Raw genomic sequence first — 15,325 nt, forward strand, 5'->3', positions numbered from 1 at the left:
CGGCTATCGCAGCCAGCCGGTCGCCAGCGCACTCGCCCAGTCGGGCCGGCGGTTTTCCGCCGCCAGCCTCGACATCGCAAGATTGTCATAGGCGACGTTCCGGAACTGCCACGTCCATCCCGCAGACGTCTTTTCCAGAATGGCATAGCCGGCCAGCGGATGGCCGGCTTCGACCTTGTGATAACAGGGCAGAGCGTCGTCATAGGCCGGGCAGCCGACGCTACCGGGATTGACGATCAGCCGGCCGTCGGAGAGACGGACGGCGCGGGGAATATGCGTGTGCCCGCAAAGGATCAGCGGCAGGTCTATGCCTTCAGCCAACGCTTCGATCGCTTCGATCGGCTTCGGAGAAACGATGCCCTCCGGCGAGACGCACTCCAGCCAGTAGAGATTGTCGTCTTTCGGCGTTGCATGGCAGAGATAGGCCTCGCCGCGATAGACGGCATCGAATGGCAGGCTGCGCAGCCAGTCGAGCTGGGATGGCGACAATTGCCGATAGGCAGCGGCATCTGAGGCATGCATGGAAGCCGGGTCCTGCTCAATCAGATAACGGTCGTGATTGCCGCGCACCGAAGTCAGGCCGAGCGGTATCAGGAGATCCGCCGTCCGGCCGGCCTCCAGCGGCCCGCTGAAGACATCGCCGAGATTGACGATCTCCTCAATGCCTTCCGCGCGAATATCGGCCAGCACCGCCTCGAGCGCCAGGTGGTTGCCGTGGATATCGGCGATGGCGGCAAAGCGCATTTAACTGCCTCGATAAGTGGAATAGCCGTAAGGCGAGATCAGCAGCGGAACATGGTAATGGGCCGTGACGTCGGCAATGCCGAAACGAATCGGCACGAGATCGAGGAAAGCCGGATGCGGCAGCGGCGTGCCGCAGGCTCTGAGATAATCGCCGGCGTGGAAGACCAGTTCGTAGGTTCCCACGTGGATATTTTCGCCTGATAGAATCGGGCCGCCGTCGACCCGGCCGTCAGCATTGGTCTTGACCGTCTTCAAATGCCTGCGGATCTCGCCCTCGAGCTGGAAAAGGTCGATCCTGAGGCCTGCAGCCGGCTTGCCGAGGGCGGTGTCGAGAACATGCGTGGTCAATCCGGTCATGAGGCTGGCTCTTTGATGACAAAGGGGGTTTCGAAGAAGAACTCCTCCAGATTATTGCCTGGTCCGTCGCGATCGACGACCAGGAAATCGGAGGCTTGGCCAAGCGCCATTAGCGGATGATGCCAGACGTTGCGGCGGTAATTCACCCCCTGGTCCCCGCGCGCCAGAAACACCTGCGGCCGGCCGGGGCGCCCGCCTTCATCCTCTGAAACGACGACGAGAAAGGGCCGGCCGGAAACCGGCGAGAAGCTCTGGCTGCCGAAAGGATGACGTTCCATCATATCGACAGCATAGGGGAAGCTGCGCGGCTGCCCGCGAAAGAGGTTGATGATGACGCGCGCGCCCTCACCCGCCGCCTCGGCCGCCGCCAAGGCGTGAAAACGCTCGGTGGTGCCGCCATTGATCAGCCGCATCGAGGCTGGATCGGCTTCGATGACTTCGCCGAAAGGCGCGAAGGCCAATCTGGTCAATGGACGGATGTCGAGAAATTCGGGCAACGGCTTCACTCGCCTTCGGCATGCCAGTGACGAATGGCATCGATTTCGACAAGAAGTTCCGGCAGCGTACGATAGGTTGCCTCCCAGATTTCGGAGGGATCAAGGGCGAAGACGTCTTCGAGAATGCGGTTGCCGGTGCCGCAGATTTTCGTCCACGGCAAAGTGGGATGCTCGGTGGCAAATTCTGGATGGGTTACGAGCAGGCGGGATGCAGCCGCGCCGATGGTGAAGTGGCAGAAGGCAACCGCCTTGAAAGTGAGATTGTCCTCGGCGAAGGCAGCTTCATCCATTCCGCCGACAAAATACAGCGCTTCGGCTGCCGCCTTCTGCATTTCATTCAGGTAGTCGATAGCACGATGCTCGCTCATTCACCCTCCGGCAACATCGATGTCAGGCGTAGCAGGGCGATCCGTTCGACCTGCGCCGTTGCGGTCGCGAATTCTTCATCCGGGCCATTGCCGATCCTCCTCTCGAAGGCCGAAAGGATGTCCTCCTTGACGAGCCCCTTGACGGCGATGATGAAGGGGAAGCCGAATTTTTCGACATAGGCCGCATTGAGTTCGCTGAAGCGGGCATGCTCGACCGGGCTCAGCCGGTCGAGACCGGCTCCCGACTGCTCCTTGCGGCTATCCTCGGTGAGTTCTCCTGCGACCGCCAGGCGCCCGGCGAGATCCGGATGGGCTCGGAGCACGCCGAGACGCTCTTCCTTGCTTGCCGCCCGGAAGACGGCGGCAAGCGCCGCATGCACGCCTGATGCCGTCAACGGCTCTGTGACGCTCCCGTTGTCAAAGGCACGCTCGGCGATGAAAGGCGAATGCTCGAAGACGCCGCCGAAGCGGGAAACGAAATCCTTGCGCGACAGCATCAGAGCGCGCCCGGCTGATGGTGCTGGTGCCAATGTTCGGCAATCTCGATACGGCGCGGGATCCAGACCTTGTCGTGCTTCAGCACATATTCGATGAAGCGCTTCAGCGCCGCCGCCCGGCCGGGACGCCCGACGAGACGGCAATGCAGGCCGACAGACATCATCTTCGGGCTGCCCGCCTGGCCTTCCTCATAAAGCGTATCGAAGGCATCCTTCAGATAGGTGAAGAACTGATCGCCCGCGTTGAAACCCTGTGGCGTCGCAAAACGCATATCATTGGTTTCGAGCGTATAGGGAATGATCAGGAACGGTTTCCCGTCGACGCCCTTCACCCAGTAAGGCAGATCGTCCGCATAGGAATCGGAGGAGTAGAGGAAACCGCCCTCCTCCTGGACCAGCCGAAGCGTGTTGTCGGAGGGCTTGCCCTGATACATGCCGTAAGGCCGTTCGCCGGTCAGTTCGGTGTGCAGGCGCACCGCTTCGAGAATATGCTTGCGCTCGAGATCCTCTGGAAAATCCTTGTATTCCAGCCAGCGATAGCCGTGGCTGGCAATCTCCCAGCCGGCCTCCTTCATCGCTGCGACGGCCTCGGGGTTGCGAGCCATCGCCAGCGTCACGCCGTAGACGGTCGCCTGCACCTTGAGGTCGGTGAACATCCGCCAGAGCCGCCAGAAGCCGGCCCGCGAGCCATATTCGTAGATCGATTCCATATTGAGATTGCGCTGCCCCGGCCAGGCAGCCGCGCCGACGATCTCCGACAGCAGGTTTTCGGACGCGGGATCGCCGTCGAGGATCGAGCTCTCGCCGCCCTCCTCGTAATTGATGACGAACTGCACGGCGACGCATGCCTCTTCAGGCCACTTCGGGTCGGGCGTCTGGCGCCCATAACCGACGAGATTGCGCGGATAACTCTCGGATACCATCAAATCACCTTCTGAAAAGACGGGGAACGGTATCATCCGCAGCCGGAATGTCGAGACGGAAACTGCGTGGCAGAATTTATCCTTCCGGCACAATCACTTAGCTCAACGCTACTCAGGCGATCCTGCGCGCGCTGACCTTGCCCATGGGGTGCAGCGAGTGGACGCGGAAGGGACCGCCGGTACCCTCTTCGATCATCAATGCCACGTTCGAAACCATCACCGGCTCCTTCAGAACGGGCTCGAAGATCTTTCGCAGCGCCGATTCGATGCGGGGCATGTCGACCGCGTTGATGGAGCCTGTCACCGGCATATGGAAGCGGAACTCGTCCATGACATAAGGATTGCCCCAACGATGCAGATTGGCGAATTGCGCCGCCGACAACCCATCCGGATCGCTGCGCTCGATGTCGGCTTCGCTCAGCGGCGCGCGGTAGCGATCGAACTCCTGGACGATCGCCGAAGCCAGATACTGGATCTGCTCACAAGGAGCGCTCGGCATCAGGCTATAGAAACTGCCGAGCCGGGCAATTTCCAGACGTGAAATCTGGAAGGGAGCAAATGTCCCGGCAAAACGCATGAGATCGCGCAGGAGTTGCGATTCGGACATATCGGCAGACAGATGGAACGGCGCTTTCATAACGCCGTGGAAACCATAACGCCGCGGCACCGCGGTATGAAAGGCGATCTCGTGAATGCTGAGGCCGCGGACGGCCGGAGGCTCCAGCATATCGCCCGAATAGACGTTTCGACCAAGCCAATTGGCGGCTACGAGCGACAGCGGGTCGCTCGCCGGAGGCGTGAAGCAAATGGCATAGCGCATGCAATTTCCTCCATCAAGGAAGTGAGCGCCGATGAAATTGGGCGCTGCCGATGCGCAAGCAGATAGGTGATTTGCATGACAGAATAACGAAACGCAGCTGCATCTAATTCGCGTTTAACGGGAAGCCACAGCGATATGGCCTGAAATCGCAAAGCTTTCCGGCAGGAGAAATTCGCAGTCTGTATCGCCTGCGATACAAACTGCCGCCTCTGCCAGCCGGTGGGCAAGGCCGAAGCTGACCTTGAAACCGCCGGTCAATGCGATGAGCCGCGGGTGGTCGGGATGGCGACCGATCATCGGATCGCGGTCGACGGCCTTCGGGCGAAGCCCCGCCCAGCGTTCGACGATCGGCGCGCCGCGAAGGATCGGAACGATGGCGCGCGCCGCCTCGATCAGCGCGTCGAGCTGGGCATCGGTTGAAACGGGATCGTCGAAACGGTTCTCGCTGGTGCTGCCGATCGCCGCATGTCCGCCCTCATGCGCGACGATGTAAAGACCGTCGAGGAAGATCGTCGGCAGCGCCGGGTCGATCTCCGCCTTCAACAGCGCCGCCTGCCCCTTCACCGGCTGGCCGAGCGGCTGTTTCAGCCCTAGCGTCAGATCCTGCAGCAGGGGAAAGGATCGATGGCCGGCGGCCAGGATGCAGCGGCCGAAGGTGACGGTTTCGCTGCCTATCGCGGCTGTGCCTCGGTCCGGATCGAGATCGGCAACACCGGCGTTTTCCATAATGCGCACATGTTTTGCTTGCTGCAGGAAGGCGATCAGCACTGAGATCAGCGAGCGGGGGGCGACGCGGCCAGCAAGCGTATCATGGACGAAACCGCTTTCGCCGGCAGAGGCCTCGACCCAGCCGTCTACATCGGGCCTGGCGAGCACATGCCAGTGGAACCGGCGCTCGCCTGCCCGCCAGTGGCGCTCGGCGTCCTCGGAATGGCCGCGGGCTATACGATTGAGATGCGGTTTCGGCAGCGGGATCAGCCGTCCGGACCTGTTATAGCAGGCAGAAAGCCCGGTTGCCGCTTCAAGCGCGGCGATTTCGGCTTCGAGCGAGACCAGAGCATCGAACTGGAACTGCTTCTTCTCAGACCAGCGGTCCGGCATATGCGGCATCAGCGCCCCGAGCAGGCCACCGCTCGCACCTCTGCCCAGCCTGCCGGCATCGGCAAGAAGGGTGCTGATCCCGCGCCGCTCGGCATGGACGGCCGCCCAGAGGCCCATGATGCCGCCGCCGACGATCAGCAGGTCGCAAGAAGATTGACCGGACGCCGGCGCAGGACTATCGGCTTTTTCCATGACAGACGTGAACCCAGATCAGATTGGCGCGGGAGCGCCGCAGCCGCTCGAATGGCGCGACGGCGATATGCCCTATTCCACAGCCTTTGGCGATCATTTTTATTGCCAGACGGATGGCCGGCTGGAATGCGGCCACGTCTTCCTCGCCGGCAACGGCCTGCCGAAGCGCTGGAACGGGCGGCAGACATTCGTGATCGGCGAACTCGGCTTCGGCACCGGCCTGAACTTCGCTGAGACCTGGCGGCAATGGAAGCAGCATCGCGCAGCCGGCCAGCATCTGCATTTCATCTCCTTCGAACTCCATCCGATGCGCGGCGAAGAGATCGGCCGGGCGCTGTCGCACTGGCCGGAGCTCGATGCCGAGCGCAAGGCGCTGACGGCCGCCTGGCCGCAAACGCCTGATGGGACCGTCTCACTCGACCTCGACGATCAGACGCGGCTCAGCGTCGTTTGCGGCTCGGCGCTCGATGGCGTCACCGCGGCAAAACCCGGATTCGACGCCTGGTATCTCGATGGCTTCGCCCCGTCGCGCAACGGCGACATGTGGTCGGAGGAGCTGATGCGCGAGGTCTGCGAAAAGACCGTCGCCGGCGGCACCTTCGCCACCTATGCCGCGGCCGGCTTCGTGCGCCGCAACCTCATCGCCGCCGGTTTTGCCGTGGAACGCCGCAAAGGGTTCGCCGGCAAGCGAGAAATGCTCTGCGGTGTCAAGGCGCCTTCCAGCTAGATTTTGTCGGCATTCGTCGGTTAGGATCAGTAGCTCGTACGTCCCGGCTGCTGGTCGTCCTTGCCGAGCCACTGCCGGATCTTTTCTTCCAGCAGCTCCGGGCTGATCGGCTTCGACATGTAGTCGTCCATGCCGGCGTCGAGGCAAGCCTCGCGGTCGCTTTCCAGCGCATGGGCGGTGACGCCGATGATCGGCACCCGCTGGCTCTGCCCCTTTTCCTTTTCGCGGATTGTCCGGGTCGCCTCATGACCGTTCATGACGGGCATCGAGACATCCATCATGATGATGCGTGGCGTGTGGCTCTCCCAGGCCGCGACAGCCTGCTCCCCGTTATTGACAACCAGGAAGGAAAGCCCCGTTCCCTGCAGGATTTGGGTGAAGACGATCTGGTTGACCTCGTTGTCTTCAGCGACGAGCACGTCGACGAAATCAGCTGCCCGCTTCTGCGGCGCAGGCACCGGTGCCGGCACGGATGTTTCGGCCTGCAGCCGGGCAATTTCGGCCTGCGAAGCCTGCTTCACGCGCCGGGCGCGAACCACCTCGACGACGGTGTTGCGCAGCACATTGGCGCGCGCCGGCTTCATCAGATGCGCCTGGCCGTTCAGCGCCGCAAATTCCTTTTCCGTGCCTGAGATATCCATCGAGGTCAGGAAGATGATCGGCAGCTCGACGAAGCGGGGATCGGCGCGCAGCCGGCGAGCGACATCGGCGCCGTTCATGTCGGGCATGTGATAGTCGAGTATGACGGCATCGACGGTGACGCCGAGATCGGCCGCCGCCTCCAGGATCGCAAGGCCGGTGCCGCCGCCTTCGGCAGCGACGCCGTCGAAGCCCCAGAGCGAAAGCTGCTCGGTGAGGATGCGCCGGTTGACCTCATTGTCGTCGATGACGAGGATGCGCGCGCCCTGCACGTTGATCGGCAGCGGCTTCGGCTCGAGGTGGGCGGCCGCCACCGCAAAAGGCAAATTGACGGTGAAGACCGAGCCCTCGCCCCATTGGCTCTCGACCTTGATATATCCGCCAAAGAGGTCGACGAGCCCGGCCGTGATCGCAAGTCCGAGGCCTGTTCCCTCATGCCGCCGGGTCGAGGAGGCATCGACCTGCGAGAACTTGTCGAATACCGATTCCAGCTTTTCCTCAGGGATACCGATGCCCGTATCCTCGATACGGATATTCGCCATGATTTCGCCGCCGGCGACGGTCTCGAAGCCGACGTCGACGAAGACATGGCCACGCTCGGTAAATTTGACGGCATTGCCGACGAGATTGGTGACGATCTGGCGGAAACGGCCCGCATCGCCGATCACGGCGGCCGGCAGGTCGGGGGCGGCCCGCACCAGAAGCTCGATATTCTTCTCGGCGGCATGCGAGGAGAGAAGGGTCGCCACATCCTCCACCGCTTCGGTGATATCGAAAGCGGCTTTGCGCAGCTTCATCTGCCCGGCATCGATCTTCGAGAAGTCGAGAATGTCGTTGATGATCGTCAGCAGCGCATTGCCCGATTTGACGATGATGTCGATGAAGGTTTTCTGGCGCGTGTCGAGATTGGTCTTCGCCAGCAGCTCCGCCATGCCGAGCACGCCGTTCATCGGCGTGCGGATCTCGTGGCTCATATTGGCGAGGAATTCGGACTTGGCGCGGTCGGCGGCTTCGGCGCGCGACAGCAGCTCGCGCAATTCCTCCTCGCGGCTCTTGAGTTCCGTTACATCGGTAAACAGCGCCACCCAATGCTGTCCCGTGCTGACCGTCGCGTCCATATTCACCCAGCGCTCGCCGCCGACATGGAAGACGGTGGAGATCGGCTGCCTTGCGGCGATATTGGCGCGCCAGCCCTCCAGGATGTCGGCCGCCGCATCATGAAAATCTCCGCGCGCCGCGCAGAATTCGAACATGCCGAGCCAGCCCTGCCCGGCCTCGATATAATGCGGCGGGATCTGCAGAATATCGGCCATTGCCTCGTTGGACATCTTGATGATGCCGTCCTGAACGATGGCAAGTCCCTGCGACATGGCGTGCGTGGCATCACGCATCATTTCCCCGACCCGCTCCAGCGCGGCGCGCGTCTCGTGAATTTCCTTTTCCCGCTCGCGCACCGCCGAAATATCGGCGTAGGTCAGCAGAATCCGGTCGTTGGAGATGCGCCGGCTGTCGAAGATGACGGATTTGCCGCCTGCCCAGCCGACCTCGATCGGCTCCGGCTCTGCAGCTTCGAACAGGTGCTTGCGAAAAGCATAGAGCTCTTCCGGCGTTCGCGTCCCGTCATAGCGGCCAAGCTCATGGTTGCGGCGGATGACATCGATGAAGGGGCGCCCGTCGAAACCGTCCTCGCGCGGCAGCTCCCAGATGCTGTAGAATTCGTCGTTGACGTAGAGAATCCGGTGGTCGTTATCGAGGATCAGCACGCCGATCGGCAGCGAACGCAGGATGCTCTCGATATCCCGGTGCAGCACCTCTTCCTGTTTGCGCGAGGCGATCAGCGCCTTCTCGCGCTCCTTGAGCGGCGAGATGTCGGAAAAGGAGCCGACGACATAGGTTCGCCCATCCGCCGTGATGACGCGGTTGACGCGCGAGATGACGGGATAGACGTGACCGCCTTTGCTCGGCATCTCGCTCTCGAGTTCCACCGAAATGCCGTCCCTGAGCGCCAGCAGGTTTTCCTGGTAGATCGGCTCAGCGCCTTCCGGCCCGAACATTTCGTGTTCGGTCATTCCGAGATACTCGGAGCGGGCGCGGCCGCTGAAGGTCTCGTAATATTTGTTGGCATAGATCAGGCGATGCTGATCATCGCGTACGAAGACGGCAACCGGCAGATCTTCCAGCACGGTGCGCAGCGCGTCGAGTTCGCTGACGCTGTCACCCCAGGCCGAATCGCCGGCGGGCGCAGGACCTGCGCCCTTGCGATGGGCGGCGTTGACAACCAGCGGGCGGCCGTCCGCGGCGAAGATGCCGATCGGTTGATCGAGCTTTTCCAGCGCCTCACGCACCTGGGCAAGATCAGCGGCTGAGCCAGGGTCGCTTGCGATCCCGTTATCGTTTACAGTCTGAGGGCTGCCGCCGATCCCCTTGTTGCCGACGGCGCGGCGGTCGCGGGCTTCGAAGATGCCGAGTACATAGATCCGCTCCGGCGACGGCGAGAAACTTTCGATCTGGATGCGCTCATGGTTGAGGCTCGCCGCGTCGAAGCAGATTGCGTTTTCCTCGGTGCCGAATACCAGCGCGCGACGTTCCTTGTCCTCACGCTCCTCCTCTTCGGGACGGTCGAAGAGCTCGCGGCTGCGCCTGCCGATGAAATCGGAGATCTCGCAGCCAAGGAAACGGGCATAGGCTTGGTTGACGGCGACATAGCGCAGCTCGCTGTTCTTGACATAGGCCGGGGTATCCAGATCAGCGATCCGGCGACAAGCCAACTCCAATATGTCCCCGGCTGATTTCAAGAAATTGTCGCTCCCGCAATAAATGAAATATCGACGACAAAGACTATAACGCCAAGGCTTTTAACAAGGTTTTAACCATATATTTCAGCAGCGGATTTTTAGGGCCGCTTCACCGAGCCAAACATCCCGGGATTGACTGGCCGGGCGGCACGAGAATGAAGGACCGTGGCGCAGTCGGCAATCTGCCGCCTTGGACGGACGGCCCGCCATGTCACGGCCGTTGAAATCATGACGAAAATTTAATGCGGCAAGCGCTTGCGCAGCCATCGCGCCGCCGCGATCGGGGCGGAGTCTGCACACGGCTTTATAGAAGCCAGCCTAGATAAGGAAGTTAACATGTCCGTTCTTCATAAGACCATGGCGACGGGCCTGATCGCGCTGACCCTTGCCGGCGCCTCGCTCGCCACTGCCACCACCGCCGATGCCCGTCCACGCGATGCCTTTTGGGGAGGCCTTGCCGCCGGCGTCGTCGGCGGCGCCCTGTTGTCGGAAGCCGCCCGTCCTGCCTACCCAGTGTATCCGGCTTACCCTGTTTATCGTCCCTATCCCGTCTACCGGACCTATTACCGGCCGCACTATTGCCATATCGAATGGCGGCACGATCGCTGGGGCGAGCCATATCGCGTCAAGGTATGCCCGGAATAGAGCAAACCACCCGGCGCCGCTTGACCTCCCGGCGGCGCTGGCCACCACAACGAGCCGATCTGGCGGGCTTTCGCTCGCCAGATCGATTGCTTTCACCAGTGCTGCATCCGTTACGGAGAAAGCTCCTCGAGAGCGCGGCCCTTGGTTTCCACGGCAAACAGCATCGTCACAATCGCCCCGACGATCAGAATGGCTGCGAAACCCGCGAAGACATATTGGATGCCCAGGGAAGACATCAGCGTGCCGACGATGATCGGGCCGGTCGACGAGCCCAGGCGAAGCCAGGCGCTGCCGGTTCCTGTTCCGAGCGCCCTGAGGCGCGTGGGGTAGATTTCCGCCGAATAGAGATAGAGCGAGAAAGTGACGGTCTGGACAATGGCATAGGCAAGACCGCCAAGCACCAGAACCTGAATGGCGGAAGTTGCGCCGAGCCATGCAAGCGCCAGTAGCGGCAGCGGAGCCAGAAGCAGCGCGCCGGTGTACCAGCGCTTGCGCCCCACCTTGTCGATGAGCAGCGCGCAGATGACGGCGGCGATCACGCCTCCGAGCGAGGTCAGGAACCCATAAAAGATGCTTGTTTGCAGCGGAAGGTTGAAGACCTGCCGATAGAGCGTCGGCAGCCATGTAATCGTACCGTTGGCGACCGTATAGGCGGTGAACCACATGGCCCAGATGGAGAGCGTTCGCTTCAGGTAAATGCCCTGGAAGAGCTCCCGCCAGTCGGATGTACGGCGGACCGGCGCCTGGACGCGCTTCGGCTCGGGCAGCTCCTTGCCGGCTGCGCGAGCACTCTCTTCCATACGGGTGACGATGGCGTCGGCTTCCTCGTAGCGACCGTTTGCGGCCAGCCAGCGCGGTGACTCCTTCAGGAACCAGCGCAACGGGATCATCAGGATTGCGGGAACGAGGCCGACGACGAACATCGCCTTCCAGCCGTAGACCGGCACCATGAAGTAGCCGATCAGCCCGGCGCCGACCAGGCCGAGCAGGAACATGACCTCGTAGAGAAGGAAGAATTTGCCGCGCCCCTTCGATCCGATCAGCTCATTGATATAGGCGCTGGCGACAGGCACCTCGCCGCCCGTGCCGATCCCCTGGACGAACCGGAAGGCCATCATCATGCCGGCGCCGGCGGCAAACAGGCAGGCGACATCCATGCTGACGAAGAGCAGGATGGTGAACAGAAGAACTTTCAGCCGGCCGATCTTCTCGGCGAGCCAACCGAACAGGACGGCGCCAATCAATTGGCCGAGATAGCCCATCGACAGGATCATGCCGGTCTGTGAGGGGCTGAGCCCCCACTCGCGCACCAGCACGGGCATGGCATAAGCGATAGCGATCACCGTATAGCCGTCGAAAAACGTGGCTGCACCGATGATATTGCGGGCCCAGAAAACCTCGCGGGTGATTGGAAGACGCTCCAGGCGAGCGCTGATTTCGGCCTGTTGATCAGCGGCATTCACCGCCTCGGCCGGCATAGGCTGCATGACATTCATTGGTTCCTCCTTCTCGCCCCGTGGCTACCACTCTCCCGGCCAGGGACGCTCCTGTTCAATGTTTATTGCTGCGTGTCAGCTTGTCCTGTCAGTGCAATGGGCTTCAAAAGGACATGCCATCTTCGGCAGAGGCTGCTTCCACGGCTTCTTCCCTCCATCGGAACGACGCTCCCGCGGCATGCGCAGGAGCATCGAATGCATCACTCGGCAGCCAGGAGCTGGTCGACGCGGCCGATACCGGCGGCGTCGAAGGCGGCAAAAATATCCGCCTCGGCCTTTTCGCCAAGATTCTTCAGCGGCTCGCGGATCGTCGCATGATCAAGCATGCCGCGATGCACGAGACCGAGTTTGAGCGCGACGGTGCCCTCCATGTGGGAGCCGCGATGGTAGACGGCCCGAGTCACCGGCAGAAGGCGTTCGAAAATCTTCCGGGCTTCTGGATAGTTCTGCGCCTTGCCTGCCTTGATCAAGTCGATCAGCAGTTCCGGCGCGATATTGCCGTAGCCGACCAGCAGGCCGTCGACGTCGAACATGGTCGGCAGCAGCCATTCGTCGTGGCAGCTCAGAATCTGAAGATGGGGGTTGGCCTTCTTCAGTTCCGGAACTTCGACGTACCAACGCTTCATATTGCGCACGCCGTTCTTGGTGGCGACGACGCCTTCCTGCGTGGCGATCGCCACCTGCGTCTCGAGATCATAGGAGGCCTTAGTGGCGTCTGGATATTGGAACAGGATGCACTGCAGGCCGGATTCCTGCCAGATCGCCTTGTAGCGATCCTGGGGAGCGCCCTTCTGAAAGCCGAAGCGCAGCCAGCCATGGTTCGGATAGACAAGCGCGCCGGTGGCGCCGGCGGCCTTGCACTTTTTCGCCTCTTCGGCAGCAACCTTGGTGCCTTCGCCGGTGATCCCGGCAATGATCGGCACGGCGCCGTCGACCGCCTCAACATAGGTGCGGATAAGAGCGAGGCGCTCCTCCTCGGTAAGGAAAGTGCCTTCGCCGGCATGGCCGAGAATGACGAGGCTTTTGACGCCTTCTATCGACATCAGCCATTTGGCGATCTTTGCGTTGACCTTGTGATCGACTTCGCCGTCGCGAGTGAAGGCGGTAACGGGCGCCGGGCTGAGCCCGCGCAGATCCATCGGTTGCATCTTGATCTCCTCCTTTGCGATCGCTGTTCATTCACGATCAGCGACGGGATCGTTATTGGGAACGTTCCCACTATCGTTCTCGAATTCTCTGGAGTCAATTCTTTTTTTGGTGCATGTTCGCACACGGCGCCGGACTGCCGCGACTCGAATGGAAAAGCTTCAATGAATTCAAAGGCGGACGAAATTACCGGACCAAGCCGCGTCACCATTCTTGACGTGGCTGCCGCAGCCGGCGTTTCCAAATCCACCGTATCCCGCATCCTGGACGAGCGGCTTCCCCGCTCCGACAGCGAGACCGCCCGGCGCGTTCGCAAGGTGGCTGAAGAGCTTGGCTACGTTAGAGACGTTTCGGCAGCGAGCCTCAGGCGCGGCAACACCATGACGGTCGGCGTGATCGTGCCGAGGCTGACGGATACGGTCATGGCCATGCTTTACGAAGCGCTGGCGAAAGCCTGCAGCCGTACCGGCCGCTTCGCTATTGTCGCGACCACCGACGACAAGCCGAAGGCCGACCGGCTTGCCGCCGAGTCTCTGCTGAGACGCGGCGTCGATGGATTGATCCTTTCCACGGCGCGGGAAGATGACGACTTTCCGGACGAGCTGGCGAGACGCGGTGTTCCCTATGTGCTGGCGCTGCGAACCGACGGCCACAGCCTCTCCTCCGTCGGCGATGACAGGCTGGGCGGCTACCTCGCGGCGCGCCACCTGCTCGACCTCGGCCATCGGAGGATTGGCGTCATTGCCGGCCCGTCCTATGCCTCCAGTTCGCGAGGCCGCGTGGAGGGTTTCAGCCAAGCACTCAAAGAAGCGGGACTGGCAGTGGATCCCTCCTGTATCATCCCCTCGACATTCGGCATCGAGTCCGGCGCCGTCGCCGTCGAGACGCTGATGAACCTCAGCCCACGCCCCACCGCTATTTTTGCCGTCAACGACAATACCTCCATCGGCGCCTTGTCGGGGTTGACCAAACTTGGCCTTTCCGTACCGCAGGATATCTCGATCGTCGGTTACAACGACATTCCGATCGTCAGCCACCTTCCTACGCCGCTCACGACGTTGCGCGTCCCGTTCGAGCAGATCGCTGCAAATGCCCTTGATCTCCTTGCGGGTGATGGCGTTTCCGTCGACGACCGCATCCGGATTTCGGCTCCGACACTCATTCCCAGGAAATCGACAGCGCCGCTGCGCTGAAAGATCGCGAGAAAATCAGCATGTCGGAACCGCTCAAGAACCTGCTGCGCAACGCGCTGGTCGGCGACATGGCCGACCGCATCGCCGCCAATGCGCCCTCCTTCGACAAGACCCGTTTCGTCAAGCTCGCGACCGATGGCCTTGGCGCGCTGGAGCTGATGGAGCGCTCGGCGCTGATCCGCGACGCGCTGTTTGCCACGCTTCCCGACGGTTTTCCCGAAGCAGCCGCCATCCTGAAGGCAAGCCTGCCGACATCGGCGAGGCCTGGTCTGACCGGCTGGATGCTGCTGCCGGTCAACCAGTTCATCGCCGCCCGCGGCCCGGATCATTTCGAACTCGGCCTCGATCTCCTCAAGGCGCTGACGCCGCATTTCACCGCCGAATTCGGTATCCGTCCCTTCATCCATCGCGACCAGCAGCGCGCACTTGCCATCATCTCCGGCTGGATCGGTGATCCCGACCAGCATGTGCGCAGGCTGGCGAGCGAGGGAACGCGGCCGCGCCTGCCCTGGGCCATGCGCCTGCCGCAACTGGTCAAGGATCCAACGCCGATCCTGCCCATCCTGACCGCGTTGATGGACGATCCGGAAGAATATGTGCGCCGCTCCGTCGCCAACAGCCTGAACGATATCGCCAAGGATAATCCGGATATGGTCGCCGCCTTCATCGCCGGCCATATCCAGGGTGCTTCGCCCGAGCGCCGCCGCCTGCTGAAACATGCCTCGCGCACACTCCTGAAGAAGGGCCATGCGCAGGCGCTCGCCAATTTCGGCTTCGGCGCGGCCGCATCGCTCCAATGCGAACTTCGCCTCATCAACGGCGAAGTGATGTTCGGCGAAGGGCTGGATTTCGCGATCCGGGTGACCAATGGCGGTGAAGCCACGCAATCAGTGATGATCGACTACGCCATCCACCATGTGAAGGCTGACGGCTCGCTGTCGCCGAAGGTCTTCAAGTGCAAGACGATCATGCTGGCGCCCGGGCAGAGCCAGGCAATCGAGCGCCGCCACGCCATGCGGCCGATCACGACACGGCGCTATTATCCCGGCCAGCACCGCATCGCCATCCTCGTCAACGGCGCCGAAAGCGCGTCGGAAAGCTTCATCCTCAAAATGCCCTCGCCCGACCCGGGTTGAGGCTTTTTGTGCGCTGCACTTGACTTTCCACGCGAATTAGCCCAAATGC

General features: G+C 61.9%; 15 protein-coding genes. 4 read left to right on the forward strand and 11 right to left on the reverse strand.

The annotated features are described in order from the left end of the window. Nucleotides 1–3 precede the first annotated feature (3 nt). The 8 genes from AMC88_RS16185 to AMC88_RS16220 form a co-directional block, all read right to left on the reverse strand. A complete protein-coding gene (locus tag AMC88_RS16185; RefSeq protein ID WP_012484803.1) occupies nt 4–744 on the reverse strand; it encodes a metallophosphoesterase family protein in 741 nt (246 codons plus the stop codon). Beyond that, a complete protein-coding gene (uraH, locus tag AMC88_RS16190) occupies nt 745–1,101 on the reverse strand; it encodes a hydroxyisourate hydrolase (RefSeq protein ID WP_012484804.1) in 357 nt (118 codons plus the stop codon). It abuts the gene before it with no gap. After that, nucleotides 1,098–1,598: an ureidoglycolate lyase gene (locus AMC88_RS16195; protein ID WP_012484805.1), complete on the reverse strand. Its 501-nt coding sequence runs from the start codon at nt 1,596–1,598 to the stop codon at nt 1,098–1,100. Before AMC88_RS16195 ends, uraH begins: the two co-directional genes overlap by 4 nt. Before the next feature lie 5 nt (nt 1,599–1,603). Then, nucleotides 1,604–1,966 (reverse strand): HepT-like ribonuclease domain-containing protein, encoded by a 363-nt coding sequence (locus AMC88_RS16200; RefSeq protein WP_012484806.1) that lies wholly within the window; start codon nt 1,964–1,966, stop codon nt 1,604–1,606. Beyond that, nucleotides 1,963–2,463, reverse strand: coding sequence for a 2-oxo-4-hydroxy-4-carboxy-5-ureidoimidazoline decarboxylase (gene uraD / locus AMC88_RS16205; RefSeq protein ID WP_012484807.1), 501 nt, complete (start codon nt 2,461–2,463; stop codon nt 1,963–1,965). Before uraD ends, AMC88_RS16200 begins: the two co-directional genes overlap by 4 nt. Further along, entirely contained in the window at nt 2,463–3,386 is a 924-nt protein-coding gene (puuE, locus tag AMC88_RS16210) for an allantoinase PuuE (RefSeq protein WP_012484808.1), read from the reverse strand. Before puuE ends, uraD begins: the two co-directional genes overlap by 1 nt. A gap of 112 nt (nt 3,387–3,498) precedes the next feature. Further along, nucleotides 3,499–4,206 carry a DUF1045 domain-containing protein gene (locus AMC88_RS16215; RefSeq protein WP_012484809.1) on the reverse strand — a complete coding sequence of 236 codons (708 nt, stop codon included), beginning with the start codon at nt 4,204–4,206 and terminating at the stop codon, nt 3,499–3,501. Between the two features lie 114 nt (nt 4,207–4,320). Next, nucleotides 4,321–5,499: an NAD(P)/FAD-dependent oxidoreductase gene (locus AMC88_RS16220; protein WP_041683731.1), complete on the reverse strand. Its 1,179-nt coding sequence runs from the start codon at nt 5,497–5,499 to the stop codon at nt 4,321–4,323. Here AMC88_RS16220 and mnmC2 point away from each other — a divergent pair. Next, complete coding sequence (mnmC2, locus tag AMC88_RS16225; protein WP_041683732.1) at nt 5,498–6,226, forward strand: tRNA (5-methylaminomethyl-2-thiouridine)(34)-methyltransferase MnmC2; 729 nt, start codon at nt 5,498–5,500, stop codon at nt 6,224–6,226. The genes AMC88_RS16220 and mnmC2 overlap by 2 nt on opposite strands. Before the next feature lie 26 nt (nt 6,227–6,252). On the opposite strand, the gene AMC88_RS16230 is transcribed toward mnmC2, so the two are convergent. Beyond that, nucleotides 6,253–9,660 carry a response regulator gene (locus AMC88_RS16230; RefSeq protein ID WP_064825515.1) on the reverse strand — a complete coding sequence of 1,136 codons (3,408 nt, stop codon included), beginning with the start codon at nt 9,658–9,660 and terminating at the stop codon, nt 6,253–6,255. A 336-nt stretch (nt 9,661–9,996) separates the two neighbouring features. Between AMC88_RS16230 and AMC88_RS16235 the strand changes: the two genes are divergently transcribed. Further along, entirely contained in the window at nt 9,997–10,305 is a 309-nt protein-coding gene (locus tag AMC88_RS16235; RefSeq protein WP_012484814.1) for a hypothetical protein, read from the forward strand. A gap of 110 nt (nt 10,306–10,415) precedes the next feature. Here the strand turns inward: AMC88_RS16235 and AMC88_RS16240 are convergent, their stop codons facing one another. Both AMC88_RS16240 and AMC88_RS16245 read right to left on the reverse strand, forming a co-directional pair. Beyond that, nucleotides 10,416–11,801, reverse strand: coding sequence for an MFS transporter (locus AMC88_RS16240; protein ID WP_012484815.1), 1,386 nt, complete (start codon nt 11,799–11,801; stop codon nt 10,416–10,418). 200 nt (nt 11,802–12,001) lie between these two features. Further along, nucleotides 12,002–12,949, reverse strand: a complete 948-nt coding sequence (locus AMC88_RS16245; protein WP_012484816.1) for a dihydrodipicolinate synthase family protein — start codon at nt 12,947–12,949, stop codon at nt 12,002–12,004. Between the two features lie 162 nt (nt 12,950–13,111). Between AMC88_RS16245 and AMC88_RS16250 the strand changes: the two genes are divergently transcribed. Beyond that, complete coding sequence (locus tag AMC88_RS16250; RefSeq protein WP_012484817.1) at nt 13,112–14,140, forward strand: LacI family DNA-binding transcriptional regulator; 1,029 nt, start codon at nt 13,112–13,114, stop codon at nt 14,138–14,140. Nucleotides 14,141–14,160: 20 nt separating this feature from the next. Then, nucleotides 14,161–15,276 carry a DNA alkylation repair protein gene (locus tag AMC88_RS16255; protein ID WP_012484818.1) on the forward strand — a complete coding sequence of 372 codons (1,116 nt, stop codon included), beginning with the start codon at nt 14,161–14,163 and terminating at the stop codon, nt 15,274–15,276. The last annotated feature ends 49 nt before the right edge of the window (nt 15,277–15,325 follow it).

The organism is Rhizobium phaseoli, assembly GCF_001664385.1.
Lineage (GTDB): Bacteria > Pseudomonadota > Alphaproteobacteria > Rhizobiales > Rhizobiaceae > Rhizobium > Rhizobium phaseoli.

Excerpts from the sequence above, each read along its gene's own strand:
- AMC88_RS16245 (WP_012484816.1), bottom strand. The coding sequence starts at position 12,949 with ATGCAACCGATGGATCTGCGCGGGCTCAGCCCGGCGCCCGTTACCGCC.
- AMC88_RS16220 (WP_041683731.1), bottom strand. The coding sequence starts at position 5,499 with ATGGAAAAAGCCGATAGTCCTGCGCCGGCGTCCGGTCAATCTTCTTGC.
- puuE (WP_012484808.1), bottom strand. The coding sequence starts at position 3,386 with ATGGTATCCGAGAGTTATCCGCGCAATCTCGTCGGTTATGGGCGCCAG.
- AMC88_RS16250 (WP_012484817.1), top strand. The coding sequence starts at position 13,112 with ATGAATTCAAAGGCGGACGAAATTACCGGACCAAGCCGCGTCACCATT.
- uraD (WP_012484807.1), bottom strand. The coding sequence starts at position 2,463 with ATGCTGTCGCGCAAGGATTTCGTTTCCCGCTTCGGCGGCGTCTTCGAG.
- AMC88_RS16215 (WP_012484809.1), bottom strand. The coding sequence starts at position 4,206 with ATGCGCTATGCCATTTGCTTCACGCCTCCGGCGAGCGACCCGCTGTCG.
- AMC88_RS16255 (WP_012484818.1), top strand. The coding sequence starts at position 14,161 with ATGTCGGAACCGCTCAAGAACCTGCTGCGCAACGCGCTGGTCGGCGAC.
- AMC88_RS16185 (WP_012484803.1), bottom strand. The coding sequence starts at position 744 with ATGCGCTTTGCCGCCATCGCCGATATCCACGGCAACCACCTGGCGCTC.
- uraH (WP_012484804.1), bottom strand. The coding sequence starts at position 1,101 with ATGACCGGATTGACCACGCATGTTCTCGACACCGCCCTCGGCAAGCCG.
- AMC88_RS16240 (WP_012484815.1), bottom strand. The coding sequence starts at position 11,801 with ATGAATGTCATGCAGCCTATGCCGGCCGAGGCGGTGAATGCCGCTGAT.
- mnmC2 (WP_041683732.1), top strand. The coding sequence starts at position 5,498 with ATGACAGACGTGAACCCAGATCAGATTGGCGCGGGAGCGCCGCAGCCG.
- AMC88_RS16235 (WP_012484814.1), top strand. The coding sequence starts at position 9,997 with ATGTCCGTTCTTCATAAGACCATGGCGACGGGCCTGATCGCGCTGACC.
- AMC88_RS16200 (WP_012484806.1), bottom strand. The coding sequence starts at position 1,966 with ATGAGCGAGCATCGTGCTATCGACTACCTGAATGAAATGCAGAAGGCG.